Annotated in this window: 18 protein-coding genes; 13 read left to right on the top strand and 5 right to left on the bottom strand. The window is 34.0% G+C overall.

From position 1 onward, the window contains the following. The first annotated feature begins 79 nt into the window (after positions 1-79). Entirely contained in the window at positions 80-1,432 is a 1,353-nt protein-coding gene (gltX, locus tag OOK99_RS00865; protein ID WP_264719894.1) for a glutamate--tRNA ligase, read from the top strand. Between the two features lie 625 nt (positions 1,433-2,057). Here the strand turns inward: gltX and OOK99_RS00870 are convergent. Further along, on the bottom strand, positions 2,058-2,513 hold the full coding sequence (locus tag OOK99_RS00870; RefSeq protein WP_143689773.1) for an Hsp20/alpha crystallin family protein: 456 nt from the start codon (positions 2,511-2,513) through the stop codon (positions 2,058-2,060). Positions 2,514-2,885: 372 nt separating this feature from the next. Between OOK99_RS00870 and OOK99_RS00875 the strand changes: the two genes are divergently transcribed. Next, positions 2,886-3,593 carry a pyridoxine 5'-phosphate synthase gene (locus OOK99_RS00875; RefSeq protein ID WP_264336229.1) on the top strand — a complete coding sequence of 236 codons (708 nt, stop codon included), beginning with the start codon at positions 2,886-2,888 and terminating at the stop codon, positions 3,591-3,593. On the opposite strand, the gene OOK99_RS00880 is transcribed toward OOK99_RS00875, so the two are convergent. The 3 genes from OOK99_RS00880 to rplM form a co-directional block, all read right to left on the bottom strand. After that, a complete protein-coding gene (locus OOK99_RS00880; protein ID WP_264336228.1) occupies positions 3,586-3,897 on the bottom strand; it encodes an HU family DNA-binding protein in 312 nt (103 codons plus the stop codon). The genes OOK99_RS00875 and OOK99_RS00880 overlap by 8 nt on opposite strands. Positions 3,898-4,042: 145 nt before the next feature. Continuing rightward, the gene (gene rpsI, locus OOK99_RS00885) at positions 4,043-4,492 is read right to left on the bottom strand and encodes a 30S ribosomal protein S9 (RefSeq protein ID WP_264719895.1); all 450 of its coding nucleotides are present in this window, start codon (positions 4,490-4,492) and stop codon (positions 4,043-4,045) included. After that, positions 4,492-4,950, bottom strand: coding sequence for a 50S ribosomal protein L13 (gene rplM / locus OOK99_RS00890; RefSeq protein WP_006014941.1), 459 nt, complete (start codon positions 4,948-4,950; stop codon positions 4,492-4,494). Before rplM ends, rpsI begins: the two co-directional genes overlap by 1 nt. A gap of 119 nt (positions 4,951-5,069) precedes the next feature. On the opposite strand from rplM, the gene OOK99_RS00895 reads away from it, so the two are divergent. From OOK99_RS00895 to OOK99_RS00920, 6 genes are all read left to right on the top strand, one after another. After that, complete coding sequence (locus OOK99_RS00895) at positions 5,070-6,305, top strand: TolC family protein (RefSeq protein WP_264720208.1); 1,236 nt, start codon at positions 5,070-5,072, stop codon at positions 6,303-6,305. A 10-nt stretch (positions 6,306-6,315) separates the two neighbouring features. Continuing rightward, positions 6,316-6,846 carry a PopZ family protein gene (locus tag OOK99_RS00900; protein ID WP_264719896.1) on the top strand — a complete coding sequence of 177 codons (531 nt, stop codon included), beginning with the start codon at positions 6,316-6,318 and terminating at the stop codon, positions 6,844-6,846. Between the two features lie 75 nt (positions 6,847-6,921). Further along, the gene (locus tag OOK99_RS00905) at positions 6,922-7,500 is read left to right on the top strand and encodes an RlmE family RNA methyltransferase (protein ID WP_007302033.1); all 579 of its coding nucleotides are present in this window, start codon (positions 6,922-6,924) and stop codon (positions 7,498-7,500) included. Positions 7,501-7,681: 181 nt separating this feature from the next. Next, positions 7,682-8,020: a hypothetical protein gene (locus tag OOK99_RS00910; protein WP_264719897.1), complete on the top strand. Its 339-nt coding sequence runs from the start codon at positions 7,682-7,684 to the stop codon at positions 8,018-8,020. A 20-nt stretch (positions 8,021-8,040) separates the two neighbouring features. Continuing rightward, positions 8,041-9,052 (top strand): IS630 family transposase gene (locus OOK99_RS00915; RefSeq protein WP_264719384.1). Its coding sequence is split into 2 segments (ribosomal slippage): positions 8,041-8,502 and positions 8,504-9,052, totalling 1,011 coding nucleotides; the frame shifts between segments, so codons are not numbered across the junction. After that, complete coding sequence (locus OOK99_RS00920) at positions 9,049-9,663, top strand: hypothetical protein (RefSeq protein ID WP_264719898.1); 615 nt, start codon at positions 9,049-9,051, stop codon at positions 9,661-9,663. Before OOK99_RS00915 ends, OOK99_RS00920 begins: the two co-directional genes overlap by 4 nt. A 538-nt stretch (positions 9,664-10,201) precedes the next feature. Here OOK99_RS00920 and OOK99_RS00925 read toward each other — a convergent pair. Next, complete coding sequence (locus OOK99_RS00925; protein ID WP_264719899.1) at positions 10,202-11,779, bottom strand: lysine--tRNA ligase; 1,578 nt, start codon at positions 11,777-11,779, stop codon at positions 10,202-10,204. A gap of 65 nt (positions 11,780-11,844) precedes the next feature. Here OOK99_RS00925 and OOK99_RS00930 point away from each other — a divergent pair, with 65 nt between their 5' ends. From OOK99_RS00930 to OOK99_RS00950, 5 genes are read left to right on the top strand one after another with little or no spacing between them, the layout of a single operon-like run. Next, positions 11,845-12,141 carry a type IV secretion system protein VirB3 gene (locus OOK99_RS00930; RefSeq protein WP_108784517.1) on the top strand — a complete coding sequence of 99 codons (297 nt, stop codon included), beginning with the start codon at positions 11,845-11,847 and terminating at the stop codon, positions 12,139-12,141. 9 nt (positions 12,142-12,150) lie between these two features. Continuing rightward, positions 12,151-14,556: a VirB4 family type IV secretion/conjugal transfer ATPase gene (locus OOK99_RS00935; protein ID WP_264719900.1), complete on the top strand. Its 2,406-nt coding sequence runs from the start codon at positions 12,151-12,153 to the stop codon at positions 14,554-14,556. Further along, on the top strand, positions 14,549-17,122 hold the full coding sequence (locus OOK99_RS00940; RefSeq protein WP_264719901.1) for a TrbL/VirB6 family protein: 2,574 nt from the start codon (positions 14,549-14,551) through the stop codon (positions 17,120-17,122). Before OOK99_RS00935 ends, OOK99_RS00940 begins: the two co-directional genes overlap by 8 nt. 17 nt (positions 17,123-17,139) lie before the next feature. Then, positions 17,140-19,512: a TrbL/VirB6 family protein gene (locus OOK99_RS00945; protein WP_264719902.1), complete on the top strand. Its 2,373-nt coding sequence runs from the start codon at positions 17,140-17,142 to the stop codon at positions 19,510-19,512. Then, entirely contained in the window at positions 19,509-22,439 is a 2,931-nt protein-coding gene (locus tag OOK99_RS00950) for a TrbL/VirB6 family protein (RefSeq protein ID WP_264719903.1), read from the top strand. Before OOK99_RS00945 ends, OOK99_RS00950 begins: the two co-directional genes overlap by 4 nt. Positions 22,440-22,475: the final 36 nt, after the last annotated feature.

Consider the following 22,475-nt stretch of genomic DNA (forward strand, 5'->3'; position numbering starts at 1 on the left):
TTTCAAGTTTACTATAGTTCCACGTTGTTGCAAGTGCAAATTTTAGTTATCATCGGTTACGTTATCACAATAGACAAATATGCCAGGTATAGTCACTAGATTCGCTCCATCACCAACAGGATTTTTACATATTGGAGGAGCTCGCACAGCTTTATTTAATTGGCTCTATGCACAGCGTCATGGTGGCCAGTTTTTACTAAGGATTGAGGATACCGACAGAAAACGTTCAACACAGGAAGCAATTGATGCAATAATAGATGGGTTAAGATGGCTTGGAATAAACTATGATGGGGAAATAATATATCAATCAAAAAAAATAGAGCAGCACATTGAGGTTGCAAATCTTTTAGTTGAAAAGGGTAGGGCGTATCATTGTTACTGCCCCGAGAATGAAATTGCAGAAAAGAAGGCAAAAGCAAGGGAAGAAGGAAAAATATATAAGCATAAGTGTACTCATTCGACATCAAATGCAGAGCCTGTTGTTCGCTTCAAAGTGCCAGACTCAGAAGATATTGTTGTTGACGATAAAATATACGGCCAAGTTACAATAAGTAGAGATCAGCTTGATGACATAATAATCTTGCGCTCTGACAATACTCCAACATATATTTTTGCTGTAGTGGTTGATGACCATGATGCCGGAATAACCGATATTATACGTGGCTCTGATCATCTCACTAATACCTTCAAACAATTACTAATATATCAGGCTCTTGATTTTGATGTCCCACGCTTTGCACATGTACCGCTAATTCATGGAGAAGACGGGAATAAGTTATCTAAAAGACATGGTGCTACAAGTGTTTGCGATTATGAAAAGATGGGAATATTGCCACAGGCAATGCGTAATTACTTGCTAAGACTTGGCTGGAGTCATGGCAACGATGAGATTATTAGCGATGAGCAAGCAATAGAGTGGTTTAATTTAGAAAGCATCGGTCGCTCACCTGCACGGCTCGATTTCAAAAAACTGGAGCATTTGAATAACCACTATATTAGTAATATGAGCAATGAAGATATTCTGACTCTAATGCTTAGAGAAAATACTCTAACTGACAAAAAAAAGGGCTATTTACTTCAGGGACTGACAGAGCTGAAAAAAAGAGCAAACTATCTGACCGAATTATTGGATTTAGCAAAATTTTATATTCAAGTTGATTTTAGTGAAGAAGCTCAACAAATTATCAAATCTAACCTCGATATAATTAAGTTACTTGTATCATTTCTTTCGAGTGTAGGTAGTGAAGATTGGAATAAGAATTTTTTATCTGCTAAAATCAAGGAATTTTCGAAGTTATATAATATGAAAATGAGCGATGTATACCACTCATTACGCGCCCCTATAACAGGAGTAATGGATGCGCCTGGAATCATCGATATCATGGTAATTCTTGGGAAAGATGAATGTATAAAAAGATTGCAACAAATTTAAATAAAAAATTACTTGACAGACTCTGGTGGCTTCATTATAGTGGAAAATGAAGGTTTTTTAGGATCCAAAATCTATCTTCACCTGCAGGTTTTTTCACCAAATAATCAAATTTCAGCAAAAAATATATAAGTTTATTTTTGCTAGCTCTTTATTCATATAGGAGGGTTTATGTCTAGAATTCCTGATACTTGACTTTTATTTTTAAGTTAAAAAAACAATTGGCGCCTATGGTTTTCACATTAAATCATTTTAAATTGTTAAAGTTAATACGGCCTTTTTTTATTGGTATTTTTTTCATATTTTACATATCTGTTCAGCAAAGTGGCAAAAAAGACAAGTAAATGAGTATCATGAAAGTAGCTTACACGTAGCTGTAGGAATATTCATTTTTTAAGGTAAATTACACAGCAAATATTGTCATTCAAGTAGCTGATCTCTATGATGATGTCATCCCAGTGTTCAGACACTGGGATCCATTCTTTTTTTACTAGATTCCAGCATCAAGTGCTGGAATGACAACATTTATTTTTATGATTGTCTTATCTGTCTATCTTATTTTGCCACTTTGCTGAACAGATATTAAAATAGCAAGCCTCAAGGTCAGAAGCCTGCTATTACTTACTGGTTACTTTACATCAATTTTCTTTATGTGTTTCTCTGATTTAGGTATGGTTACATGCAATACCCCATCTAAAAAGTTGGCAGATACCTTATCTTGCTCTACATTTGTTGGAAGTTGAATAGATCTATAGAAAGAACCATAGTACCTTTCTTTGTGGTAAAACTGCTTATCTTTTGATTCATTATCACATGTTTTTTCACCCTTCACTATTAAGTTATCGCCAGATATACTAATGTCTATGCTTTCTTTAGGAATACCTGGTAACTCTAATGATAGGCAATAGCTTTCCTTTGTTTCATAAAGGTCACAAACTGGTAGTAGGCTACTGCCTCTTTTAGAAAGCTCTGGGTTCCATCCTGTAAAGAAGCTATCAAATATGTCATCAACGGCTCTTTGTAACCCTCTTACACTAAAATTATCACGGTTATTGTTTTTATTTAAATGAACTATATTACCCATGTTGTACCTCCTTTTACTAATACATGAACTACATAATCACTCCACTTATTAATTTCAATCCTAAATCTAAAATTTTTTAGATGCGAAAAATTTTCCCCGTTTACTATAACCTGATTATGAGAAAAAATCTTGTTTGGATTACCACGAGTAGTTCTATAAACTAGATTAACTGTAAAAAAGGGCAAGTGTACGCAAATTTATTACTTCTCTTTCCACTTCCACAATCAAACAATTTTGAATGTTTCTTATTTGACTTGCCAACAATGAGAATTGGTATAACTGCTAGCTCCGTCTTTCAGCTATGGCATTAAACAATGACATGCATAAGATCTAATAATATGTATAATTTATAAATAATTTTTGAGGTCAATTGTGAAATTGGGCGTTAATATTGATCACGTTGCAACCCTTCGCAACGCACGTGGAGCTTCTTATCCAGATCCATTAAAAGCAGCAAGAATAGCTATTGATGCTGGAGCAGATTTTATCACTGTACACTTACGAGAAGACAGAAGGCATATCAGAGATGAGGATGTATTCAATCTAAAACAAAACATTAGCACTGAGTTGAACCTTGAAATTGCAGCTACGGAAGAAATGCTCAAAATAGCAAAAGAAGTAAAACCCTACTCGATTTGTATAGTACCAGAAAAAAGAGAAGAATTAACAACCGAAGGTGGCTTGGATATCGTGAATATGCACAGTAAACTTTCTGGTATAATAGAGGAAATGCACAGCTTTGACATAAAAGTCTCACTGTTTATCGATCCAAATATTAATCAACTAAAATATCTTGAGAAGCTAGAAAGAAAGCCTGACATAATAGAAATTCACACGGGGAATTACTGTGATAATCCATCAGAAGAAAAATTAAAACTTATTACTAACTCTGCAGAATACATTAATAAGCTAGGAATAGAGTGCCACGCAGGGCATGGCATAAATTATAAACATGCTAAAAGAATAAAAGAGATACCTCACATCTCAGCTCTTAATATAGGCCATTCTTTAATCAGTGAGGCTATATTTCATGGTTTACACAGTGTAACTAAAAAGATGAAAATGACTATATCTAAATAGCTGATACTTTCTCTTTGTCATTTAAAGTACTTAAAAGAGTTTGACTTGCTTTAAACTTTACCTTTTTCTTTTCAGGAACGGTCATAATCTCACCATTTTGAGGATTGCGGCATTGTCTTTCCTTACTTATAGCAGTAGAGAATGTCCCTATTCCATGCAAACGTATTTCACCCTGACAAATTAGATCGTTCTTGATTGTTTCCATAAAAATATCATGAATCTTACCTAAACTAGCTTTTGTTATATCTATACCTTGACTAGAGCACTCTTTACTCAGTTGGTTTACTATATCTTCTTTACTCATAAATTACCTTAATATTGAAAAATTACATAAACAGCATATTATGCTAATGCTAATAGTCAACTAAATTCGTCATAAAAAGAGAAAATGTCATAAACCCTTGTAAGAACTTGTATAACATTTACAAAAAAATACCATTATAAAACAATTATCTCTTAGAAAACTGACATTTTTTTCGAGCTTTATGTTGACCATATTTCTTACGCTCAACAACACGTGAATCTCTAGTTAGGAATCCACCTTTACGTAATATAGAGTGTAGATCTTGACTTATACTACTTAAAGCTCTGCTTATTCCATGAGCTAAGGCACCTGCTTGGCCAGATAGTCCTCCACCTTTTACAGTTGCAAACACATCATACCTATCTAACATAGAAGTTACTATGAATGGCGTTTTAATCATTTGACACACTGATTCTCTTTTAAAATAAGAAATTAAATCGTCTTTTTTATTAACACTAAATTTTCCACTTCCTGGCTTTATCCATACTCTTGCTACAGATTCTTTCCTTCGACCTGTGGCATATGAACGACCAAGTGAGTCAATCATTGCCTTTTTTGGCTGATCATTATTATTTATTTTCACTTTTTGCTCCATTATTTCTTATTTTTACGATTTAAAGAGGCAAAATCTATTTTTTCAGGTTGCTGTCCTTGATGCTTATGTTCTGAACCAGAATAAACATACAAATTTTCAAACCGTCTGCGTGCCATAGGACCATCATCAAGCATTCTTTTTACTGCCATTTTTATCACACGCTCAGGGAATTTGCCATTTAAAATATTATCTGGAGTAGTTTTCTTTAAACCACCAGAATAACCTGTATGCCTATAGTAGATTTTATCTTTAAGTTTCTTTCCGGTAAAATGTACCTTTTCTGCATTAACAATAATTACATTATCTCCACAATCCATATGAGGTGTGTATTCAGGCTTATGCTTTCCACGCAATAGCGCTGCTACAAACGCTGCAAGCCTTCCTACTACTAATCCTTCTGCATCTATAACAAGCCATTTTTTGTCGACTTGTTTCTCTTTTAAGAAAAAAGTTTTCATATATCAATACATAACAGTAGATTATGATATACTAAGTTGCTTGATAGTGTCAACAACATTAGTTATTGATTATTAAAGTAATTTATGCTAATAACTTTAATAATATGCTAGAAAGCAAAATGTTTCGATTGATTATTATATTTGTAATCGCTTTTAGTGCTATAGATTGCTATGCAATTGATTTGGAGGAAGCTATAAGCAAAGCTATCAAAAACAGCTCAAAAATAAAGTCTCAATTTTACCAATATAAGAGTGCTGAAAAACAACTAAAATCTTCTGGATTGGCTGGGTTTTTACCTGACATCAATTTACAATATAATTTCGATAGTAATTTTAATATTATTAACGGTCTACAAAACTCTGGAAAACGTCTAACATTAAGTCAAAGAATAATAGATGGTGGTGGCACTTTTGCTACATTCAGCCGATCAAATCATCTTCTTAAAGCAGCAAAAATTAGATTTCAGCAATCTAAGCAAGAAGTTGCACTCAGCGCTGTGAAAGCATATGTTAATGTTTTACAAAAGGCAGAAATATTAAAACTGGGGGAACATAAAGAACGTGTTTCTTTAGAACATTTGTCAGCTATGAAAAAACGCTTTTCTCTTGGAGAAGTTACTAATGCTGAGGTTTTGTTCGCAAAAGCAAAATTTTCATCTTCTATATCCAAAAGAGTTGATGCTGAAGGTGAATTAAAGCTCGCTAATATTGCTTACTATCATTTAATTGGTGAAGATGCTGATAATCTTCACGAGACTAATGGTAAACTACCTTCTATACCAGAATTAAATGAATGTTTACAGTTAGCAAAAACCAACAACTTGTCCCTAAAAGCAGCTATTTATAAAAAAAGAGCTGCTGGAATGGAAGTGATTGCTGAAAGTTCCAAGTGGCTTCCTTCTTTGAATCTAAGCGCAAGTAAAAATTTTGGAAAGGACAATATAAAATTAGACACGTTACTAGAAAATGTGAATGTTGTCTTTACTCTTGATATTCCGATCTTTAAAAGAGGAGTTAATGTTTTTGGTGTTAGTAGAGCTAAAATGGATGCAAAACAATCCACTTACGATTATTACGAAGCAGTAAAAAATATAGAACAAGCAGTTATAAATGCTTGGAATAACGTGCTGACAGCAAAAGCTATTATTAAAGCAAGTCAAGAAGCAGAAAAAGCAGCAGCTTTAGCATTGGAAGGAGTTGCGCAAGAAGTAAACTTAAATTTAAAGAGCACAATTGATCTTTTGGATACTGAAGATGAACTATTTAAAGCACGTTCCGATCTAATTCAGGCAAAAAGCAATTATGTAATTAGTGTTTACAACTTGCTTTTTATGATAAATAGTATAAACCTTTAAATTTAATGGTATGAGCGATAATCAATCTGTAAAAGATATACTAGAAGATATAAAAAAAGCTATATCGGGTAAAAATCCAAGTGGCGATAGAGCAGAAATAATAGATGAAGATGATGAAGTATTATGCCTTGAAGAGGAATACCTAGAAGAAATTGAAAAAGATGTTGATGATAAAAAGGAAAATAGTGAAGAAGAGAACGATTGCCAAAGTGAGAAAATGAATAACCAATTTAATAGTTACAACTCAGAAGAGAAAAATTTGTATGATAATATCCAAATGAGTAATAACAAAGTGAGCTATCAAGAACAAAGTAACGAGCATTTAGTTTTAAAAGAAAATATGGAGGAAATTAAAACATTGCTTGAAAAGATGCAAAGCGAACTACGGCATAAACAACAAAAAAGAGCGGATCTTACTGTTGAAGAATTAGTTGTATCTCTTTTAAAACCTCAGCTTTCAGAGTGGCTGAATAAGTATCTACATGCATTGGTAAAAGAAGTAGTTGAAAAAGAGCTCAAAGATATAATCAATAATAAGTAGGTTATTAGTATAAAGACCAGAGTAAAAACAGCTAGAGGTAGAAAGTTATCTTCAACAAGATGGCTACATCGCCATTTGAATGATCAGTATGTGCAAAAAACCAATAAGGACGGTTATAGATCGCGCTCGGCATATAAGTTAATAGAAATAGACGATAAATTTAAACTACTCCAACAAGGGCAAAAAATTATTGATCTTGGCGCTTTTCCTGGTGGGTGGTCACAAGTTGCATCTAAGAAAGGAGCGAGTGTGATTGCTGTTGACATAAAACCAATAAACGCAATTAGTGGAGTAGAGTGTATACAGTGTGATATTATCAGCGAACTTGAAATTTTAAGAGAAAAATTCAAGGATCACAAATTTGATGTAATTTTATCTGATATGGCACCAGAATCTTGCGGTTTAAAATCGTTAGATCATATCAGAATTATGCTTTTATGCGAAGCAGCGCTCAATTTTGCAAAGCATTTTTTGAATCATGATGGCAAGTTCGTAGTAAAAATTTTTCAAGGAGAATCTGATAAAGATTTCTGCAATGAGCTAAAAAAAATGTTCAAAACAGTAAGATACTTCAAACCAAAGTCAAGTAGATCTGAATCTACAGAAATGTATTTGGTCAGCTTAGGCTTTATTGGTGGCAACTATTCTGTATAGCAGGTACTTACAGAAACGTTGACGAATCTTGGTTCCTTATTCCTTATAAAACTGAAGATTAATAACGCTCGTACAAAAGCCTCTTTTTCTTGTTTATGATACCTAGGTATAATTATTAAATTCTTGACTTTATTACTAAAATATATAATAATTAAAGTATATTATTATAGGAAAAGTTAATATGTCAAGGTACGAAGATTTAACAGAAAAGCAAAAGGAATTATATAATACGTTAAAGGATGCGATAGAAAATGAAAAGGATATTACTCATATTCTTAAAGAAATTAAAAAAGAAGGCGCATTAAAAGAAGTTCTTACTACTGCAAATATAACTGAAAAGTTAGAAGGTGGTACGAAGTATAATCTAACACCGCTTGGCTATGCTATGAATTTCAATGATTTTAAGGAAATAATCAAAGTTATTGTAGAAGAAAGTGCGAGAAAACAAAGAATCTTATACCAATTCCCGTTACACGGGAAACAGATAGACAATAATGGAAGAAAAGCCATAATGAAATAAGTGAAATAGTTTAGGTATAAATGGCACTCAGATCAAAATTATTGGATGAAGAAGTAGTAAAATCAGCAAAAGAGATGCTGAAGAAAGTAAGGAATAATGCATATGTTTCAAAAAAACTAAACGCTGTAATTGCAGCAAAAAAGTACAGTATAACGTCTGTAGCAAAAATATATTGCATTTCAAGAAAGGCACTAACTTCGTGGATAAAACTCTTGAAATTTGGCAGAGAAGAAAAACTGTTTGCTCCTCGATCACGCCGAAGAAAAACTAAATTAAATCAGGCTCAACTACAGCAAATTGAAGCATGGATAGAAGAAAACCCTAATATTACCATTAAAGAAATGAGAATAAGAATACAGGAAAAGTTCGACTTAAATATTAGCAAATCTACAGTACACCGCCATATGCAAAAGATGAAATTTTCATATATTACACCAAGACCAGTACACAACGTACAAGATAAAAGTAAACAAGAGGAATTCAAAAAAAAATCTCAATGAAGTTATTGGAAAGTATCCTGAAAAAGAGCTATTTTTCTTTGATGAATCAAGGTTTGGCACACATTCGAAAGTTGGGCATGGATGGTTTAAAAAAGGTACTAGAACTCGGGTTAAAATAAAGTTAGGTAGGCATAATTTTTATCTCTACAGTGCAGTTAATCCTAAAAATGGAGAGAGTTTTAGCTTATTTGCACCAAATGTTAACACTGATTGCATGAATATATTTCTTGAGCAAATGTTGCAATATCTAGGGACAAGAGAAGCTGTTCTTGTTATGGACTGTGCTAGTTGGCATAAGTCAAAAAATTTAAAGGTACCTAAAAACATTGAGATTATATACCTACCTCCATATTCACCTGAACTTAATCCTGTTGAGAGGCTTTGGTTATATATAAAACAGAACATTTTGCGCAATAAAATATACAGTACTATTGCTTTGCTTGAGAGCACTTTATGCAAATTTCTTACCTCTCTTGCTACTTCTACAATTAAACAACTCTGCTCTGTTTCCTATTTGACTCCACAACAATGAGAATTGGTATTACTACTGCAAATATAACTAAAAAGTTACCAAATGGTACGGAGTATAATCTAACACCGCTTGGCTATGCTATGAATTTCAATAATCCGGGAAAAAAAGTTAAAACTATTCTAGATGTAGTTGAAGATAATAATATGTTAGAAGAAGTTTTTGCTGATGTAGAAGGAAATGATCGTAGCAGACTTCAGGAGATTTTAAAAACATTAAAAAGTCAAGAGCAAGATGAAGGGCAAAAAACTAAAATTGATAATTGGCTAGCAATACTTGGAGATAGAATATCTAGTTGTAAAAGTAATGAAAAGCCTTTAGTGCCTGAAAGTAGTGTGCCTAGAACTGAAGAAAATATAGTAAAAACTACTAATAAATCAATAATGATTGGTAGTGTTTGTGGTGTTGTAGCTGCATTAGCAGTTGGTGGTGGATGTTTTGCTGCTGGTGTTGCATTACCAATATTGGCTTTAATTGGTATAGCTGTTGCTGCTTTTGTACTTACAGGACTTGTTACTGGTGGTATTACGTATGAAGTGTGTAAGCCTTGTAATGAGCTAAATGAAGTTGATGTACAATCAGAAGTTTCTTCAGAGTTAGGCGTAACAGCATAGTTAAGTAGAAGGAAGAAGTCTCTTCTTCCTTTTCTCCAAGTTTTCTTATTTAGCGAGGTATCTAGATACTAGGATACCTTGCTTAACACCAAAACAGAATTAAGGTTTAAACATCCTAGGTGTATTAACATTCATTTTGAAGACAGCAAATGGTGTCATCTCAGCGCCCTCTTTCTTGTTATTCCAGTACTGGGATTCAGAAAACTGACCAGGTTGGTCACGCGCTGGCTCTCTAAAATTACTTTAGCTACAAATATTAAGAAATTTACTAAATAAAAAAAGACAAAAGAATCCCCGTATAGCGAGTTTTAATAATGTAAATTGATAATGTGCTAACAAACGCGATTTGGCTGAATGTAGAAAAAATAAAAAAAGCCACTATAATTTTATGTAATTTGCCAATAAATATCTGAGTTTTTTACTGAATTTTGTCGTTGAGCCCAAAAACAAGGATAAATACCTTTATCAGTATAATAAGGAAAGTGGGAAGGTTTGTCAAGTAATAAAACTAGAGGGCTCAAATGGAAGAAGGTAAACTCTAAAGTGTACGTTCAGTAGCACTTTCTATAAGAGAGATTGTATTATCTATCCCATAAAGCTTTATAAAAGATCCCATTCTAGGACCGGTTTTTTGGCCAAGCAGCGTTTCATATAGCAACTGAAACCAATCGCGTAAGTTATTGTAATTATGTTTTTTTCCGATGGAGAAAACCTGAGATTGAATCTCTTCAGCAGTGGCTGTAATAGGCAGGGAATGTAGGTTGCTCTTTAAATCTAGTAACGCTTCTTTCTCTTTTTCGTTTGAAGCTTTATACGCTTTTGTTGGCTTGATAAAGTCGTGATAATACCTAACTGCAAAATCCGAAAGCCTATCTAGCATTTTGTTGCTTTCTGGTGTAACGTTTGGTGCATAAGTTGATATAAAACCCCAAAGAATCTCTTTATTTTCAGCATTACAAGCTGCTGCCAGGTTTAAAAGTAACGAAAAATTTATGCCTGAAGTTTCTACGTTTGGAACTTTACCTTGATGGATGTGCCATACAGGACTGTTTACATCCTTTTCTTTACTTTCATTATAACGCTTAACAAACTCCAAATATTCATCAGTTGATTTTGGTATCACATCAAAATATAAACGTTTAGCTTTTCTAGGGCTCTGAAAGATGTATAACGCTAAACTCTCTGTGGGTGCGTAAGTTAGCCACTCCTCAATTGAAATACCATTTCCTTTTGATTTTGATATCTTCTTTCCTTCTTTATCAAGAAATAACTCATAGCAAAACAAAAGCGGTGGCTTTTCTCCAAGTATTTTACATATTTGACTTGAAAGCACAGCAGATGGAGTCAAATCCTTTCCATGAGCTTCGTAATTAACTCCGAATGCAGCCCATCTCATTCCCCAATCAGGTTTCCATTGCAATTTGCATCTGCCTTTTGTTACTGGAACTTCTATTTCTTCTCCATTTGCTTCTTTATATTTGATTGTTCCTTTATCTGTATTTCTTTCAATTACTGGAACTTGTAGAACTTGAGAAGTTTTTGGGCATATCGGCAAGAATGGACTGTAAGTCTGCTGCCTTTCTTCCCGGAATGATGGAAGCATTACCTCCATTACTCTGTCGTAATTTTTCAGCAAGAGTAAGAGCTTTTCATCGTAAACACCAGATCTATAACACTCTGTAGCGCTTCTAAATTCGTATTCAAACTCAAATAAATCAAGGAATTTGCACAGCAATGAATTCATATGATGGCCATAACTCTCATGAGTGCCAAATGGGTCAGGTATCATGGTTAATGGCTTGTTCAGATTCTCTCTTAGCATTTCCTGATTTGGTACATTATCTGGTATTTTTCGCAAACCATCCATATCGTCGGAAACTGCAATGATTTTGGTTTTTATACTAGGAGCTATTTTTTTTAGAGCGTTTGCAATAACTGTGGTACGAAAAACTTCCCCAAAAGTACCAATATGTGGCAAACCTGATGGCCCATATCCAGTCTCAAATGTTATCTCTTTTTTATTAGGGAATTCTTGTAGTATTTTTTCTGCTTCTTGAAATGGCCAGTTTGTCATCGTTAGAGTTAAATTGGTTATCTTACCTAAAGTGCTATTCATTTCAATAGATTTTTAATTAATGATGTAGTATTAGTGTTAGAGCTATTAATTAGAAGATCAAGGGTATGTCCACAGGTAATATACAAACGGATCAATTATTTAAAGGTCTTACAAGACCTGCGATGCTTTTTGGTGTGAGTTATATGTTTGCAATATTAAACGTTTTAATTTGCATGCTAATTTTCATTAACACAAATGATCTTAGAGTAATTCTCCTGATGTTACCAGGGATACATGGACTTGGCTATATAGCTTCTGCAAAGGAACCGTTGTTTATTGAGTTATTTATGGTAAAATTGGGAAAATGCTCCAAATGTTTAAATCGGTTTTATCATGGAGCCAATTCTTATGACATTACTTGATGTTATGCAATGTTGAGATTTAGAGCTATTCAATCAAAGAATAAATCTATTCTAAGTAGGGAGGTTCACGCTGCTGAATTTATACCTTATTCTTGCTATTGGAATAGTACAACCTTGATGACAAAGCAGAATTGGTTAGTTAAATTTATAAAATTAAATGGCTTTGCGTTTGAAACGGCCGATGATGAAGACTTGGCGATACAAAATAATATCAGAAATCAGATGCTAAGAAGTATTTCATCTCCAGCATTTAGTTTATACTTTCATACCATCAGGCGTAAGAAGAATATCTTTTCTGATGAATTTGCAAGCCAGAGTTTACCAAATTTTTTTGCTAACCATGTAAATCTAAAATGGAGAGAAAAACACGCAACTAGGCAATCTTTTATTAATGATTTATACATTACGATTATTCGTAGGGCAGACACAAAAGGAGTAGAATTTTTATCACATCTACTGAAAAAATTTGGGCATGTAACTTCAAAACATGCTTGGGAAAGTGATATGCGTGATACCTATGAAGATTTAGAGGAAACAACAAATCGTATAGTAACAAGCTTTAGGAATTATTCGCCTAAAGTCCTTGGAGTAAAAGAAACTCCAAACGGACTGTTTTGTGAAATAATGGAGTTTCTGTCTAGAATTGTAAATTGTGGCTTTGTTACAAACACGCTCTTTCCACTAAAAACTGAAATATCAAGATACTTACCAGTTCATAGGTTATTTTTTGGCCATAAGATGATACAGGTTGTGACTCATAATGAAAGTAAATATGCTGGAATAGTTAGTATCAAAGAATATGGAAATAATACTTCTGCAGGAATGCTTGATTCTTTTTTACAACTTCCTTATGAATTTATTATCACGCAGTCTTTTCAATTTACAAATAGGCAAATGGCAATTGCGAAAATGCAGATACAGCAAAATCGTATGATACAATCTGCAGATAAAGCTATTTCTCAAATAGCAGAAATTTCTCATGCACTTGATGATGCAATGAGTGGTAAGATTGCGTTTGGTGCACACCATTTAACTATCTTATGTATAGAAAAAAGCCCTAAATCATTAGATAATGCTTTATCATTGGTTGAATCAGAGCTTTCTAATTGTGGTGTTTATCCTGTTCGTGAGAGGGTTAATCTAGAGCCAGCATTTTGGGCGCAAATTCCTGGTAATTTCGATTATATAGTAAGAAAAGGTACAATAAGTAGTCTTAATTTGGCCGGTTTTGCATCTCAACATAATTATCCTACTGGTAAAAAATTCGATAACCACTGGGGAGATGCTGTTACAGTTTTTGATACAACATCTGGCACTCCATTTTTCTTCAACTTTCATATAAGGGATGTTGGACATACTATGATAATTGGGCCAACAGGTGCTGGTAAAACTGTTTTAATGAATTTTTTATGTGCTCAAGCAATGAAATTTTCTCCAAGAATATTCTTTTTTGATAAAGATCGCGGTGCAGAAATTTTTTTAAGAGCACTTGGTGGTATCTATACTATAATAGAACCAAGAACTAAGACAAATTTTAATCCTCTACAACTTGATGATACTCCTGATAATAAAACATTTTTGATGGAATGGATAAAATCTTTAATTTTAGTGTACAACGATAAATTCACTTCAGAAGATATTGCTAGAATTAATGATGCAATTGAGGGAAATTTTAAATTAAAAAAAGAAGACAGATTTTTGAGAAATCTCGTACCATTTTTAGGACTTGCGGGCCCTGATACTCTAGCTGGAGCAATATCTATGTGGCATGATGATGGCTCTCATGCTGCAATATTTGACAATAAAGAAGATTTGCTAGATTTTTCAAAAGCAAGAGTGTTTGGCTTTGAAATGGCTAGCTTGCTAAAAGATCCTGTTGCTCTTGGACCGGTCTTGATTTATTTGTTTCATAGGATTAGTATATCGCTTGATGGTACTCCATCTATTATTGTTCTTGATGAAGCATGGGCGTTAATAGATAATCCAGTTTTTGCACCTAAGATAAAAGACTGGTTGAAAGTGCTGAGAAAGTTAAATGCTTTTGTAGTTTTTGCTACTCAGAGTATTGAAGATGCAAGTAAAAGTGCTATTAGTGATACACTTGTACAGCAGACAGCAACACAAATTTTTTTGCCAAATCTGAAAGCTACTAGTGTCTATCGAGATGTTTTTATGTTAACTGAACGTGAGTACATACTGATCAAACACACAGATCCAAGTACTAGATTCTTTTTAGTAAAGCAGGGAGTTAATGCTGTAGTAGCTAGAATAGATCTGAAAGATTTGGATGATGTGGTTAACGTGTTATCTGGACGTGCAGAAAGTGTCCTATTGTTACATGATATACTGAAAGAAGTCGGAGATGATCCAAAGATGTGGTTGCCTGTGTTTTATCAAAAGGTGAAAAATGTTTAAAACTAAACTGTCATTACTGTTAGTTGCGATATTTTTGTTAAATATAGATTTTTTGCTCTCATATCCAGTGTTTGCAGATACAGTAAGTGGTACTGACAAAACGGAATTTGTTAGCAGATTTAATTCTACTGGCAGCTTTAGTCGTGCTTCTAATCCTGACTGTAAGGCGTTTGAAACAGCTGCAGCAGTTGCTGGGATAGCAATTGCTATTGGTGCAATATTTACTGGTATTGTTTTGATTGTCTCTTCTGCTGGTTTATTTACTGCTCTTGTTATCGTTGGAATGATAGCTGCAATTGTTGGAGTCTGGAAGGCAGTGGGGGGACTTATTGTTTGTCAGCATAGTTTTGTTAGGCATCCAGTTGCATACGATAATGATGGGAGATATAAAAATTTTAAACTAAAAGACACAGGTTATAGTGGTGACACAGATAAAAATTATCGAACAGAAGATGAATATTTTTCTGCATTACAGAAAAGATCAGGAAAAGATGGAAAACAAACAGAGAAAGATATTTTAAACTTTACTGATTGGGATGTTGTGAATGTTGATAGGGAACACTACTACTGGCCAAAAAATGGTGTGCAATATAGTGAATACATAGAAGTATGTCATCGCAATCCTTTAACATTTGGCAACCTTTTCAAGACGAATGACTTTAATTTCAGAGGGGAAGATGGATACATAGACTTTGATATCAGAGAGAAAGATACTGGATATGAAAGTGGGTCATGGTCTCCGAAGGTTGATGGCGATCTAGAATGTAAAGTGCTTAAAGCTGGACAGAGCGAAGACATATATGGATCAACGTTCAGGGCACTGAGAAAAATGGGTAGGTTATGTGTGGAATTGGCTGAAGTTAGGGCAGCTGGAACTGCTTGGCCGCAAGGAATTGATATAGGATGCACGGAATTACCACCTGATCCGATTGCTCCTATGTGTGAACAATCTGTGATATTATTCAAAAATAAAGATGGTACAGGTGGTGAAGAAAGGAGTTTTATCAACAGGGATGACGATTATAAAACTCTTATCAGGAAAAAAGAAAAAGAAGGAAAAATTTTTGTAGGTTATGACAATAAAAGCTGTTTTAGCTCGTATGTCTCTGAAGCTTGCTACAATCAAGCGGGAAGTAAGTCATTATCTCCTATTCCCATAACTTCTATGATAGTGCAATGTATTAAGGAGTCGTTAGATAATTTAGTGGCAGGTATTGATTCAAGTGGTAACTTACTTACAGACAAAAATGGACATGCTAAGGGTAGTTTTTTGTCTGTAGCACAAGGAAGGTTGAAAAATACTGTAACTGCTGTTCTAGTTTTAGCTTTAATACTGTTCTCTATAAAAGTTATGTCTGGTGGAGTGCGTAGTCCGCAAGAAATGTACATGTTGATCATTAAATTCGCTTTAGTGATTTACTTTACGACAGGTAGCACTATGTCTCATTATTACGGGGAATTAACAAAGCTTTCAAATGGTTTGTCAGAGATAGTGCTTAAAGCGTCATCTGAAAGTAAAAATATATGTAATTATGAGTCAGGTACAGATTATGAATACGATCGCGCAGGAAAGAGGGTATCCTACAGTTATCTTGCACCTTGGGATAGGCTTGATTGCAGAATTTTATTTTATTTAGGTGCCCCTTTAGATGGAATTGGTGGCAAAATTGGTACTGGAGGTGTTGCAACGTTAGCGGTTTTGCTTGGCGCTGCTCCTGTCTTGTTAGTTGCAGGTTCGGTGATTGGTATTATTTTCGCTGGTGGACAGATCTTAGTAGCTCTTGTCTGTATATTTATGGCCATTTTGATGATGATGGTTATTTTGTGGATGTGCTATGTATTTATCTTATCTTTAGTTGCGCTTAGTGTAATTATCATCTTATCGCCTTTATTCATTCCTATGGTTTTGTTTCAACATACTAAGGGATATTTTGATGGTTGGCTAAAAGAGTTAATTACCTACAGTTTATACCCAGTTATCCTTTTTGCGTTTTTATCCTTTATGTTCATAGCATGTGATAAAATCTATTTTAAAAATTTAAATTTTAAACTGGACGAGTCATATAAAAATGAACAACCAGACAAGTCATATGAAAAGAAACAAGCAGAAATCTCATATAGTAAGAAAAAACAGTGGTTTAAATTGAAAGATGGGGAATGTGATAAAAATGAAACTACTCTCGCATGTATGATGCAAAATTATAGCTTTAAAAAGAGCAGCATACTTGGTCTATTCGACTTTACATACATGGAGTTTGGCAGCTCTCTAATCGGAGAATTATTAAAATTGTGTTTAGTATTATTCCTCTTTTACCACTTTTTAAACGTTCTTCCCGGCATGGCTGCTGAGCTTGCTGGTAATCACAGAGCAGCACTTGGTTCAGGTAGCACTCCTGCACAAATGGTGAATAAAGCTTTATCTGCTGCCAAAGCTGCTGCTGGAGGTGCTGGTCAAGTTGCTGCTGCGGCTGTAAATAAGGCAAGAGGGGCTATTGGAGGAGGTGGAGATGATAATAAGGGATCGGGATCTTCCTCTAGTGAATCTATAAAATCAGGTGGAGAGTGAGCGCAGGTGAGTAACAGATGTTTGAACATTTGAGCAACCAAAATTTGGTTAAGCTATGCATAAGTTTTGTGATACTCTTTTTATTATCTGGGTGCGGGTGTATTAAGCCAGAAGATTCATCAGGCTTGCGTGAGAAATTGGATATAGTGTCAACAGAGCAGAAATGGGTTGATTCTGGAGTCTATATTTCGGATAAAATAAAAGTAACAGAGATTAATATAGTACCTAATAAGGTTAATTTTTGTTCGCAATATAAAGATTTTGCAATTGAACCTGGAGTAAGAAACGTTACATTACCGTTTGCGCTTAAAGCTGGCGATGCGATAAGCTTTAGTGTTGTTGGAAGTAAAATGTGTAAAAACAATAATGGCATGGTCACCTGCAAAAAAATTGACGAAAATTGCGGTGAAGGGGAAAAGGAGTATTTTTCACATGTTTTAAATCAAGAGAAGTGTCAAGGTGAAATATGTCCTAATAAATATGAAATAGGCAATGCACAATGGTTAAATGGAAAAGAGTACTGGTCTTCAGAATTAGATCAAAGTGAAAGAGAGGAAATTAGAAATGTCATCGACTCTATAAAACAGCAAGGGGAAAATGTAGACTGTAGCAAGCTTTCAGAGAGCAGTGCAAGTAAGATAGATACGCGCATTTTAAATTTACTCTGTGGACGTATATGTAAATTTTCTTTCGGCAGCGGAGAAAAAGGTTGCGTATATATTGAATACAATAGTATAGAAGGTGAGATATTCAATACTTTAAATTCTAGAGGTGAATCTGTTATTGCTGAAATTATTGATAACGTATTAAAGGAAAAACGGGTAAAAACTGACATTACACTATTACGTGTTCACATGGATAATGAGGAATTTGAACACATTCCAGGAGGCGGTATATGTATTAACTGTGATCATAAGATAGATCGTAACCATCCAAAACCAGAGTTAACTTTTAGTTTAGGTGATGGTAAGGGCAAGGGTGGTTTCAACATAAGAGTAACAAGAATCCCTAATTTAGAAAAAAGCTTATATATAAGCGTTTCTGACAAATTTCCTGAGCGTGAGCCCGATGAAACTCAGGGAGATATACCTGTAGACATTAGCAAAGTTTATAATACTCAATATATGGAAGGCTTAAAAGAAAAGCTAAAGGACAAGAGTGGCACTATATATTACGGAATAAGAGATCATGGCTGTGATTATAAGAAAAATGAGGGTCAGTTTAGCATTAACCTTACAACTAAAGAGCCACCTGTAAGAACTTTTAGTGCGATATATAATTTTTTTGATGAAAAAGTAAAAACTGCATTTTTCGGTTCTAGCTACAAAGACACTAACGCGATTCACTCTGATACTAGCCCTGTGAAGTCTCTTTATCAAAGTTTTGTAGCATCAAATAGAACAAATACCATCAGATCTACAATAGTGTCGTTATTAGTATTATATATAGTTTTATACACCCTTTATTACTTTTTTGGATTGTCTCATGCTTCTATATATGAATTTTTAATTATATGTGTAAAGATAGGAGTTATTACCCAATTGCTGAACGATAACAGTTGGAGTTTTTTTTATAACAATGCATTTTCTATTTTTGTTAATGCTCCAAAACAGTTAATAGAAATAGCAAATTTCAGAGGTACAACATCAAATGTTTTTGAATTTCTTGATTTACCGCTCAATAGGTTTTTATCAGCACACTCAGTGTTACTAATAGTATCTCTTATATTCTCCGGTCCTTTGGGTATTGTATCGTTTTGCTTGGTGATTTGGGGTTTGATAACAGTGAGCTTATCGATGTTTAACGCCTTATTTTCTTTTATCACATCTATAGCAATAGTTGCATTATTGCTTTCCTTGGCGCCTCTTTTTATTATTTGCCTTCTATTTGGATATACTAGACAGATGTTTCACAATTGGGTCAAAAATTTAGCAAGATTTGCAATTCATCCGGTAGTGCTTTTAATTTTTATATCATTAATAAGCCAGGTTATGGATTATATTGTGTATTCGGTCTTTAATTTTGAGGTCTGTCCTACATGTATACTTAATCTTAACTTAAAGATTTTTAATCCTTGTATTATTTATGGTTATGCTTCCAAACATGCACCTAACATCACAGCTATGATGGCTTTTGTGATTTTGGGACATGCTATGAAAGCTTTAGTTGAGGCATCTTCAACAATATCTGATTCGTTGTTTGGTGTTTATGTAGCAAGCGAACCAGGAAGGCAATATCAGCAAAGCTTAATGGGAACAGTAGGTTTAGATGAACAAAGTATCCAAAGAAGAGCAGGTCAGCAATCTGGTACACCAAGTCGAAGACCTCAAATACCACAATCAGCTCAAAGATCAGCACCTAAAATACCGACAAACACAGGAAATCAATGATGAGCAGAAAATCATTATTATTGATACTATGTCTTGTAATTACTGGCTGCACAATGGATTGTGTTGAACCTGGGTTGCAGAGCAGAAATACTAGTGTCAGTATAGATGTTCCAGTTCGTGAAGCTGGCGAAGGAGTTAAAATTCATTGGGTTGATTCTGGTCAAGTAATTAGCAAGGATGAGAAAATCAAATTTACTCTTGGTGGGTCAGTAAATCTTTGTCCTCTTAAAGAAGGGAAAAATCCAAAGAGAGTACTTGTGCCCGCTGTATTTTGTGCTAATGATTTAATACCAAATTACAGTAATAAGTTAACTGATAATGCTAGTCTTGATGAACGAGAAATATGTGGGGACATAGGCTTTGGAAATAATGAATTCTATAGCAATAGACGTTATGTAGATACTGGAATTAAAGCAAATCCTGGTGATAAGTTAAGCTTTAGCTTAGTTCCCAGAGAGATAACGATTGATTATGACAATCCACAAGGAAAAGGTATCAGTTTTGATGATAATTGCTATAGAACTGAAAAAGGGGATGAAAAAGACAGAGCTACAATAAGAGACATGCTAAACGGAGGAAAGTTCTTTTGTGGAGAAAGTGGTAAAAGAACTGTAGTAGAATTTCCGCCGCTGAATAAAGAAGAAATGAATAAAAGAAGAGTGCTAGTTGGCAATGGCTACACTCCATATGATAATAAGGTACATTTTAATAAGGATTATATTCAAAATTCATGGATAAATGGTGCATTGTTAGATTTACGACGAACTAAAATAGGACTGAATGAATTATGTAATGGGAAAAGGTGTGATTTTAATGAGCTGAACAAGTACAGTTCTTATGAACTTAATTGTTACTATCAGAACGTATGTTACAATAAAGAGGGTATATGGAGTTTTGGGATAGGTGCAGAAGGAAAACGAAATTGTGTTTCTTCTGTCAGGTATGAGAAGTATGATAAAGGAAATACATGTGACATGTATTCTCACCTTAAACGTATTGAGGATGAACTAAAAGAGATTGAAGAAAATAAGAGGGATTCTAAGCAGATTGACATTAATTTAATATCAAATTCTAAATTAAACTTCAAAGAGGACAGAGAAGATATTTCTTGGGCTGAGGCTCTTGTTGCAAAAGTTGGCGATCTTAATAATCAGAATACTGCTAAAGGTATTCAATGTTTTCCAGAGAGAAAGGGTGCAAAAGGGGATAATGTGTGTTCGCAAATTGGTGATAATTTTGAACATTTTTCTTTGAAATTAAATCATGATTATAAAATAGATGAAAAAGATATAATACCTGGTAGTAGTGTGATGCTTGCTATAGCAAGCAATGGCAATTACTTTCTTCATAGAGGTGGATATCATGTTGAAGTGACTAGATCGTGCAAATTCACTGACGGCAGAAAGTTGTATGTGTATCTAGGTGATGAGCTGCCTAAAAATAGACCTGCTGACACTAATAATTTTAAAAGAGTAAGAGATTTAATTAAAGTTAAAGAAGATAGCATAAAATATTACATAATAGATGGAAGTCATTTAAAGGATAAAGAGTCTAAAAAGATATACTTTGGTATTAATGTAGAAAACGTAAAGAAAGATGATATTACGGACAAAGAAGGCAAATATTATGAAGATAACAAATACACAGTAAATTTATTTTTAAAAAGAAAAATAAACGATTTTATTTCATCCACTGTAAACAAGATTTTTTATTTCATAACAGACGGGAGTGAAGACGGAATTAAAATTCCATATGAAGGATATAGAAAAGGGCTTCTACAAGGAGTAAGAGCTTTGCTTATTCTATACGTTATATTTACTGTTGTTGGCTATATGCTTGGAACAATACAGCTAAGTAAATTCGATTTTATTATAAGAATGTTCAAAATAGCATTTATAGCTTTTGCTTTTAGTGATAGAAGTTGGGAATTCTTTGGTACAACTTTGTCTGGGCTTTTTGTTGATGGTAGCATTTATTTAGTTGATAGTTTTTCTGGCTATATAGGAGAAGGAGGTAAAAAATTTGCATTCTTAGATTTAACAGCGGGAGTATTATTTACAGGAGAAACATGGCTGAAATTTTTGTCTTTAATGCTATCAGGACCTTTTGGCTTTATTGCATTTTTGGCAATACTTTATGCCACTTTTGTGTTTTTAAGATGCATTATTAGTGCTACGTTTAAGTATGTAATATCTACTGTTTTAGTAGCATTTTTATTGTCGTTGGCACCTTTATTTATCGTATTTATTCTATTTCAACAAACTAAAACATTATTTGATAATTGGATAAAAACGCTGGCTCATGTTTCATTGCAACCAGTCATTTTATTTTCATCCTTGTCTCTTTTAAACCAGTTAATGTATTCAGTTCTATACAACCTCACAAATTTTTCTGCATGCTATCAATGCTTAATTAGTGTAAATTTTTTATCGTATGATCTGTGTCTTATGAAATCAATATTACCTCTTGGGTATAGTCCTGGTACTAGTGTTGATGTTGCGTTCAGTACTGGAGAAAGGGCTGGTGGGCACTTTGCAGCATTACCTATAGATCTAATCCAGGCATTTATATATCTCATCATTGCTAGTGCAATGGAAGCTTTTGTTTCTATATCAGAAACTATGGCGCAGGCGTTGTTCAGCTCTGGTTATGGAGTTGCTCAAAGTGTTAGTCATATTTCTAGGAGCGCATCACAAGCTATGCTGTCAACTGTTGGCCTTGATGATAGAACCCAAAATATGATACATAACATCAAGCAGGGAATGAGTAAAGATCGTAGCAAAATTGAAGCTAAATTGCCTGATACACCAAAGCAAGCAGATGGGAAAGGGAGTGCTGGCAGAGAAATGAGCAAATCTGAAACACTAAGCCAGCCAGATAAGCAAAAGGATTCTGATAAAACAAAAGGACAAGTCAAGGAAGATTGATGAGATATATGGAGTAACTAATTAAAAAGATATTTG

The organism is Wolbachia endosymbiont (group B) of Eucosma cana (genome assembly GCF_947250645.1).
Taxonomy (GTDB): Bacteria; Pseudomonadota; Alphaproteobacteria; order Rickettsiales; family Anaplasmataceae; genus Wolbachia.